This is a genomic window from Mesorhizobium sp. M7A.F.Ca.US.002.01.1.1, from assembly GCF_004022955.1.
Classification (GTDB): domain Bacteria; phylum Pseudomonadota; class Alphaproteobacteria; order Rhizobiales; family Rhizobiaceae; genus Mesorhizobium; species Mesorhizobium ciceri.
Genome location: NZ_RZQE01000397.1, coordinates 1 through 5,641, shown reverse-complemented (window position 1 = coordinate 5,641; position 5,641 = coordinate 1). Strand labels below are relative to the sequence as shown.

5 protein-coding genes are annotated in these 5,641 nt (G+C 64.0%); all 5 read left to right on the top strand.

All coding sequences use genetic code 11. The annotated features are described in order from the left end of the window. Positions 1 to 916: D-alanine--D-alanine ligase (locus EN932_RS27695; protein WP_164890645.1), on the top strand; the 916-nt coding region annotated here is incomplete at its 5' end. Continuing rightward, complete coding sequence (locus tag EN932_RS27690) at positions 904 to 1,845, top strand: cell division protein FtsQ/DivIB (RefSeq protein WP_127369545.1); 942 nt, start codon at positions 904 to 906, stop codon at positions 1,843 to 1,845. The genes EN932_RS27695 and EN932_RS27690, both read left to right, overlap by 13 nt. After that, a complete protein-coding gene (gene ftsA, locus EN932_RS27685; RefSeq protein WP_013530962.1) occupies positions 1,842 to 3,149 on the top strand; it encodes a cell division protein FtsA in 1,308 nt (435 codons plus the stop codon). Before EN932_RS27690 ends, ftsA begins: the two co-directional genes overlap by 4 nt. A gap of 68 nt (positions 3,150 to 3,217) precedes the next feature. Beyond that, positions 3,218 to 4,897, top strand: a complete 1,680-nt coding sequence (gene ftsZ / locus EN932_RS27680) for a cell division protein FtsZ (RefSeq protein WP_127385037.1) — start codon at positions 3,218 to 3,220, stop codon at positions 4,895 to 4,897. 281 nt (positions 4,898 to 5,178) lie between these two features. Next, positions 5,179 to 5,641 (top strand): UDP-3-O-acyl-N-acetylglucosamine deacetylase (locus EN932_RS27675; protein ID WP_206521287.1); only part of this gene is annotated, 463 nt, incomplete at its 3' end.

Below are 5,641 nucleotides of genomic sequence, written 5' to 3'. Positions count from 1 at the left end.
GCATGTGGCCGTCCTGCTGGGTGGTTTTTCGTCCGAGCGGCCCGTGTCCCTGTCCTCCGGAAAGGCTTGCGCCGATGAGCTTGAGAAGGAAGGTTACCAGGTCACCCGCGTCGATGTCCGGCGCGATGTCGGCTCCGTGCTTGCCGAGCTCAAGCCCGATGTCGCCTTCAATGCGCTGCACGGCCCTTTCGGCGAGGATGGCACCATCCAAGGCATCCTCGAATATCTCGGCATTCCCTACACCCATTCCGGCGTGCTCGCCTCGGCTCTGGCCATGAACAAGGAGCAGGCCAAACGGGTTGCCAAGTCGGTCGGCATCGTGGTCGCCGAATCGAAGGTCGCCAGCCGCTTCGCCATCCAGAACAAGCATCCGATGAAGCCGCCCTATGTGGTCAAGCCGGTCAATGAGGGCTCAAGCTTCGGCGTCGTCATCGTGCATGAAGGCCAGTCGCATCCGCCGCAGGTTCTTGGCTCGTCGGAATGGAAATATGGCGATGCCGTCATGGTCGAGCGCTACATTCACGGCAGGGAGCTGACCTGCGCGGTGATGGGCGATGTGGCGCTGGGGGTCTGCGAGATCATCCCGACCGGCCATTCCTTCTACGACTATGATTCAAAATATGTCGCCGGGGGATCAAAGCACGAATGCCCCGCAAAAGTTTCACCGAATATTTACCAAAAAATACAAACACTGGCGCTCAAGGCTCACCAAGCGATCGGCTGTCGGGGCGTTTCCCGGTCGGACTTCCGTTATGACGATCGGCATTCCGAAAACGGCGAGATTGTCTGGCTCGAGGTCAACACCCAGCCGGGTATGACGCCGACGTCCTTGGTGCCTGAAATCGCCGCCCAGGCCGGGCACTCGTTTGGCGATTTGTTGAGTTGGATGGTGGAGGACGCTTCGTGTCTGCGTTGAAATGGGGACAGGGTAGGGAGAGGGGCGCGGCCGGTCCGGCGCTGTTCGGCCTGTCGTTGCCGTTGGACCATTTCGTGCTGCCGCGGATGCTGCGCCGCCCGGTGCGCATTATGGCGCGCCTCGGTGTCGGGGAATTCCAGGCGCCGCGCTTTTCCGCGGCCATGATGTCGGCCGTGCTGATTTTCTCGAGCAGTGCCTATGGCGCCTATCTCGGCGGTCATATCGACGGTATCGTGCAGAGCATCACCGCCCGTACCGGATTTGCCGTCGATCAGGTCAAGGTGGTGGGCAATCGCCAGACCTCGGAAATCGATATACTCGACAGGCTTGAACTCGACGGCTGGACGTCGCTGATCGGCTTTAATGCCGAGGCCGCGCGGGAACGAATTGCGACCTTGCCGTGGATCGAGGTCGCGGCGGTGCGCAAGGTCTATCCGCATACGCTGGAAGTGCGTGTCGAGGAGCGTGAGGCTTTCGCGCTCTGGCAGCAGGGTGACGAGCTTTCGGTCATCGAGAGGAATGGCGCCATGATCGCGCCGTTCTCGGGCGGCAAGCAGGTGCTTCTGCCTCTGCTGATCGGCACCGGCGCGCCGGCGAGCGCGCCCGATTTCCTGGCCAAGGTCGAAAAATATCCCGAGCTCGCGAACCGGATCAAAGGTTATATCCGTGTCGGCGAACGGCGCTGGGACCTGAAGCTGGACAATGGCATCACCATCAAGCTTCCCGAGGACGACGAGGATCAGGCCCTCGCCGAACTCGTGAAGATGGATCATGACAACGGTTTGCTGTCGCGCGACATCGCCGCCGTCGACATGCGCCTGACGGACCGGCTGGTCGTCCAGTTGACGGCGGAAGCGGCGACGCAGCGCGAAGCCGCCCTCAACGAGAAACCCAAGAGCCTGAAGCGCAAGCCGGAGACGAAGATATGAGCTGGCTTGGCAGTCCTGGCGATGCCGCGTCGCGCCGGTCTGGCACCCTGACGGTGCTGGATGTCGGTTCGAGCAAGGTCTGCTGCATGGTGGCCAAGCTCAAGCCGTGCGATGACGGCAAGCTGCTGCGCGGCCGTTCGCACCGGATCCAGGTGATCGGCATCGGCCATCAGAAGTCGCAAGGCGTGAAGTCGGGTGTCGTGGTCGATCTCGACAGGGCGGAGCATGCCATCCGCCTTTCCGTCGACGCAGCCGAGCGCATGGCCGGGCTGACGGTCGATTCGCTGATCGTCAACATGACGGCCGGCCGGCTGAAGAGCGAAGCCTTCTCCGCCACCATCAATCTTGGCGGCCACGAGGCCGACGAGGCCGACATCAAGCGCGTTCTCGGTGCTGGCGCCAAGCAGGCGCTGAAGGCCGAGCGCGAAGTGATCCATTCGCTTCCCGTCGGCTTCTCGCTGGATGCCGAACGCGGCGTGCGCGATCCGCGCGGCATGGTCGGCGACGCACTCGGCGTCGACATGCATGTGCTGACCGGCGACGCCGCGCCGATGCGCAATCTGGAGCTGTCCATCAACCGTTCGCATCTGTCGGTCGAGCGCATGGTGGCGACGCCCTATGCCAGCGGGCTGGCGGCGCTGGTCGACGACGAGCTGGAAATGGGTGCGGCCTGCATCGACATGGGCGGCGGCACGACGACGATCTCGGTGTTTTCGGAAGGCAAGTTCGTCCATGGCGACGCCATCGCCATCGGCGGCAACCATGTCACGCTGGACATGGCCAAGGGGTTGTCGACCTCGCTTGATGCCGCCGAACGGCTGAAGGTGATGCATGGTTCGGCGCTGCCCGGCAGCGCCGACGATCGCGACCTGGTCTCGATCCAGCCGATCGGCGACGATGGCGACGTGCCCTTGCAGATCCCGCGCTCGGTGATGACGCGTATCGTGCGCGCCCGCATCGACGAGACGCTCGAACTGCTGCGCGACCGGCTGAACAAGTCCGGCTATGGCAATGCAGTGGGCAAGCGTGTGGTTCTTACCGGCGGCGCCAGCCAGCTTGCCGGCCTGCCGGAGGCGGCGCGCCGCATCCTGGGACGAAATGTGCGCATCGGCCGCCCGCTCGGCGTGGCCGGCCTGCCGGAAGCGGCGAAGGGGCCGGCCTTCTCGGCCGCGGTGGGGCTTCTGATCTACCCGCAGATGGCGAGCTTCGAGAGCCATCCGGCGAAAGGAATTTCCGGTCTCAAAATGACCGGAACGGGCGGAAAACTGCATCGCATGAGTCAGTGGTTGAGAGACAGTTTCTAAAATTGACGGGGACAGCCCCATAGGCGGCCGCGGCGGCGAAGCGGCGTGAAAGGCAAAGGACGGAGACAATGACCATCAATCTGCAAAAGCCGGACATCACCGAGCTTAAGCCGCGCATCACCGTGTTCGGTGTCGGCGGCGGCGGCGGCAATGCCGTCAACAACATGATCACCGCCGGTTTGCGCGGCGTCGAGTTCGTGGTGGCCAACACCGACGCGCAGGCGCTGACCATGTCGAAGGCAGGCCGCCTGATCCAGCTCGGCGCTCACGTCACCGAGGGGCTCGGTGCGGGATCGCAGCCGGAAGTCGGCCGTGCGGCGGCGGAAGAGTGCATCGATGAAATCCTCGATCACCTGACCAACACCCATATGTGCTTCGTGACAGCCGGCATGGGCGGCGGCACCGGCACCGGTGCTGCTCCCGTCGTTGCGCGCGCAGCGCGCGAAAAGGGCATCCTCACCGTCGGCGTCGTCACCAAGCCGTTCCACTTCGAAGGCCAGCGCCGCATGAAGACCGCGGACTTCGGCATCGAGGAATTGCAGAAATGCGTCGATACGCTGATCGTCATCCCCAACCAGAACCTGTTCCGGCTGGCCAATGACAAGACCACCTTCGCCGATGCCTTCGCCATGGCCGACCAGGTGCTCTATTCCGGTGTCGCCTGCATCACCGACCTGATGGTCAAGGAAGGCCTGATCAATCTCGACTTCGCCGACGTGCGCTCGGTCATGCGCGAGATGGGCAAGGCGATGATGGGCACCGGCGAGGCTTCGGGCGAGGGCCGCGCGATGGCCGCCGCCGAAGCGGCGATCGCCAACCCGCTGCTCGACGAGACCTCGATGAAGGGCGCCAAGGGCCTGCTGATCTCGATCACGGGCGGCCGCGACCTGACGCTGTTCGAAGTCGACGAAGCGGCGACCCGTATCCGCGAGGAAGTCGACCAGGACGCCAACATCATCCTGGGCGCCACTTTCGACGAGGAACTCGAAGGCGTCATCCGCGTCTCGGTGGTTGCCACCGGCATCGACAAATCGGCGGCTGAAATCGCCGCTGCGCCGATCTCGATCCGCACGGCGCCTCCGAAGCCGGTCAGCCGCCCGGCGGCTCAGATCGCGGAGGCTCGCCCGGCGCCTGTCCAGCAGGCGGCCTACGAGCCACGCGCTGTCGACCCTGTCGCCGAAGCCATCCAGCTGGCCGAAGCCAATGCCGCGGCGATGGCGCAGGCGCGCCCGGCTCCTGTCGCTCAGGCAGAAGATTTCCGCCCACAGAGCAAGATCTTCCAGGCGCCGCCAGCACAGCCGATGCCGCAGCCGGTGGTCCAGCAGATGCAGCCGGCCCCGCAGCCGCGCGAGATGCTGCGCGAAGCCCCGCAGCCTGTTGCCATGGCGCCTCAGCGTATGCCGCGCGTCGAGGACTTCCCGCCCGTCGTCAAGGCCGAGGTGGATGCCAAGAGCCGCCCGGTTGACCACGAGAACAACAGCGGACCGATGGGCCTGCTGAAGCGCCTGACCAACGGACTGACCCGCCGCGAGGAAGAACCCGCAAGGCTGCAGCCGGCGCAGCCGCGCGAGCCCAAGCTGCGCCAGGCCGCGCCCGAAGTGCGCCGCCTCGCCAGCCAGGATGCGCAGCTCTATGCGCCGCGCCGTGGCCAACTCGACGATCAGGGCCGCCTGACGCCGCAGGTGAGGACGACTCAGGAAGACGATCAGCTGGAGATTCCGGCGTTCCTGCGCCGCCAGGCCAACTGATTGGTAAACGGACTGTAACATTTGTTAACAGGCAAGCGAGGAATCGCTTGCCTGTTAACGTTTTAAATGATGTGATTTCAACAACTTACAAAGTCGCACCCATTCCAGTTCGCGGTTACACAGAGTAAGAAACCGTGATTTGGAGTCTCCCTGACGGGACATTATCTTCGCTGCCTACCATCATCGGTTTGCCGGGATTTCGGGGGAAGTCGCCCTGCCAACCGATTCACACAAGAGCCGCGCCCTCGGGCTGGAGAAGCGGACCTAGGCATTACGGGCTTATGGGGATTGTCTTGCACGACTATCAGACGACATTGAAGACGCGCGCGTCGCTTACTGGCACCGGCGTCCACAGCGGCAAGGAAGTGTCCATCAGCTTCATGCCGGCGGATGCCGACACCGGCATCGTTTTCCAGCTTTTCAACGGTGCCGAGCAGGGCCGCGAGTTTCGTGCCCTGGTCTCGGAAGTCGGCGCCACCGACCTGTGCACCATGCTTGGTGATCCCGCCGGCGAGCATATCGCCACGGTCGAGCACATCATGGCGGCGCTGTTTGGGCTCGGCATCGACAATGTCGCTGTCGAGATCGACGGTTCCGAGGTTCCGATCTTCGATGGCAGCGCCATGGCGTTCGTCGAAGCCATCGACCAGGCGGGCATCGAGACGCTTTCGGTGAAGCGCCGCTATATCAGGGTCATCAAGCCGGTCCGCATCGAGAACGGCGCCTCGTGGGCGGAGTTTCGGC

Bases quoted from the DNA above. Each gene is read 5' to 3' on its own strand.
- ftsA (WP_013530962.1), top strand. From the start codon at position 1,842: ATGAGCTGGCTTGGCAGTCCTGGCGATGCCGCGTCGCGCCGGTCTGGC.
- ftsZ (WP_127385037.1), top strand. From the start codon at position 3,218: ATGACCATCAATCTGCAAAAGCCGGACATCACCGAGCTTAAGCCGCGC.